The 2810-nt window shown below is 63.0% G+C and carries 1 protein-coding gene; it reads left to right on the top strand.

The genetic code is table 11. The annotated features are described in order from the left end of the window. Positions 1-436 precede the first annotated feature (436 nt). A partial coding sequence (gene rnr, locus AXF19_RS00730; protein ID WP_066843728.1) for a ribonuclease R occupies positions 437-2810 on the top strand: 2374 nt, incomplete at its 3' end.

Raw genomic sequence — 2810 nt, 5'->3', positions numbered from 1 at the left:
GCGGACTACCTCTATGAGAACGTGGGGAGTCCTCGGTGCGAGAAGTTTATCCTGCCGGATGCGGGGCATCTGCTGCCGCTTGATATTGGAGTCAGGGAGCGCGTCTTTGCGCGCACAGCGGCGTTTTTGACGGGGGACGCTGTGTAAAATTGGGTTCTTTGTTATATGTTACGGAGATTTGGAACCATCTCCGTGCGATGCTCCAAAGCAAACCCTAGTGGAGCAAGCGGAGAAAAGCGTTCGACTCGCCCCCTGCGGATTTCTTTCGTTCAAGCGCAGCGCGTTTAAGAAGTCCGCAGGTATTTAGGCGAACGAGAACGCGACCGCTTGCGTAACTAAGCGTTTGCGTGGAGCAAGTACGGAGCCTTTCCGTAACATTTATCATAGAACCTAAAATTGTTAGGAACGGAAATAGGAACGGGAAAACGAGGAGATTATGGAACAGGAACAACCGGATACACTGAAAGAGCGCGTACACGCCTTTATGCGGGAGGACGCCTATCGCCCGCTGCCCGAGGCGGAGGTGCGCACGGGACTCGGGCTGCCCGATGAGGAGGAGCAGCTTCTTTCGTCTGCGCTTGCGGCGCTCGAGGCGGAGGGGGCAATCATCCGCAACCGCAGCGGACTCTACGGGCTGCCGAGCCGCATGAACCTCGTCGTCGGGCGGCTCTCTATGTCGCCGAAGGGCTTCGGCTTCATCATCCCCGACGTGCGAGAGGCGGAGGACGAGTCAGATGTATTCGTGCCCGGCTCCGCGCTCGCGACGGCAATGCACGGCGACCGTGTTGTGGCGCGCGTCACACCGTCCGAGACACCGGGGCGCGCGCGTGAGGGCGAGATCATCCGCATTCTCGAGCGCGCGAACACGCACATCGTCGGCACATTCGAGCGCAGCAAGGCGTTCGGATTCGTGACCCCCGACAGCGCGAAGATCGGGCGCGACATCTTTATTTTGAAAAAGGACTTCGGCGGGGCAAAGACGGGCAGCAAGGTCGTCGTTGAGATTACGAAGTGGCCCGAGGAGCGTCGCAGTGCAGAGGGGCGCGTCATCGAGGTGCTCGGCAAGACGGGCGCCCCCGGGGTCGACGTGCTCGCCGTCATGCGCGCCTACGATCTCGATGAGAGCTTTCCGCCCGCCGTCGCAGAAGCCGCCGCGCACTGCCCGACACATCCGCTGCCCGAGGAGTACGCGGGACGGCGGGATCGCCGCGATTTCCCCATTGTCACGATTGACGGCGAGGACACGAAGGACATCGACGACGGCATCTATGCGTATGAGAAGGACGGCGGCTTCTTCCTCGGCGTCTACATCGCCGACGTGAGTCACTACGTCCGCGCAGGCGAGCCGCTCGACGTGGAGGCGGCGCGGCGCGGGACGAGCGTCTATCTGGTCGACCGCGTGATTCCCATGCTGCCGAAGGAGCTGTCGAACGGCATATGCAGCCTGAACGAGGGCGTTGACCGTCTCTCGATGGCGTGCGAGATGGAGATCGGCGCGGACGGCGAGGTGCGGAGCTATGAGATCGTGCCGTGCGTCATCCACGTTGCGCGCCGCCTCACCTATACGCTCGTGAACAAGGTGCTTGCGGGCGAGGAGCCGTTTGTCGCGGACAACGGGGACATCCGTCCGATGCTAGAGACCCTGCGCCGCCTGCGCGAGGTGCTGCGCGCAAAGCGTCATCACCGCGGTTCCATCGACTTCGAGCTGCCCGAGATCAAGGTGAAGCTCGACGCCGAGGGGCATCCCGTTGCGCTCGTGAAGCGCACGGGTTCAATCGGTGAGTCCATCATCGAGGAGTGCATGCTCGTTGCGAATGAGACCGTTGCGCGCCACATGGAGCTGAAGGAGGAGCCGTTTGTCTACCGCGTGCACGAAACGCCGAACAGCGAGAAAATCGAGCGCTTTCAGAGTCTCCTCGCGGCGCTCGGACTGCGCCTGAACGTGGGCGAGGACGGCAAGGTGCAGCCGCGCGACATACAGGCTGTGCTCGACCGTGTGAAGGGGGCGCCCGAGGAGCGCATCATCGGCGCGGTCGCGCTGCGCTCCATGCAGCAGGCGCGCTATGCGACGGCGAGCCTCGGGCACTTCGGGCTTGCCGCGCGCTACTATACGCATTTCACCTCGCCCATCCGCCGCTATCCCGACCTGCTTGTCCATCGCCTCCTGCGCGAGACATTCGCCACGGGGCACATCCCCGCAGAGAAGCGGGAGCGGCTGCGTGCGACCCTCGCCGAGGCGGCGGAGCACTCCTCTGCGCGTGAGCGCATCGCCATCGAGGCGGAGCGCGAGACGACGGATATGAAGAAGATCGAGTACATGGCGCAGTTCGTCGGCGAGACCTTCGAGGGGATCATCAGCGGCGTCACGGCGTTCGGCATCTTTGTCGAACTCGAGAACGGCGTCGAGGGGCTCGTGCACGTTTCGACGATGGTGAACGACTACTACAGCTATGTCGAGGAGCAGTATGCAATGGTCGGCGAGCGCACGGGCACGCGCTATCGCCTCGGCGACAGTGTGGCCATCATCATCACGCGCGCGGACGTACAGGCGCGGACGCTCGACTTCGTGCTGAAGGACAACGGCGTCTACGAGCCGAATATGGCAAAGCCTGCGAAAACCGCCGCAGCGCCGAAGGCAGACGGTGAAAAATCCGCAGAGGGGCGCGGACGCCGCTCCCGCAAAAAGAAGAATGAGAAACGGCATGAGCCGATTATTGTGGATGTCGATGCGACACCGGCGGAGCGGCGCAAGAAGACGCGCGGTGCGCACGGCACGCAGGGCAAACGCGTGCAGGAGGGCGAGCGTGCGG

Origin of the sequence: Selenomonas sp. oral taxon 126, assembly GCF_001683335.1 — a bacterium.
Classification (GTDB): Bacteria; Bacillota; Negativicutes; order Selenomonadales; family Selenomonadaceae; genus Centipeda.
Note: the sequence above shows the minus strand (reverse complement) of the source record. Positions and strands in the feature narration are given on the sequence as shown.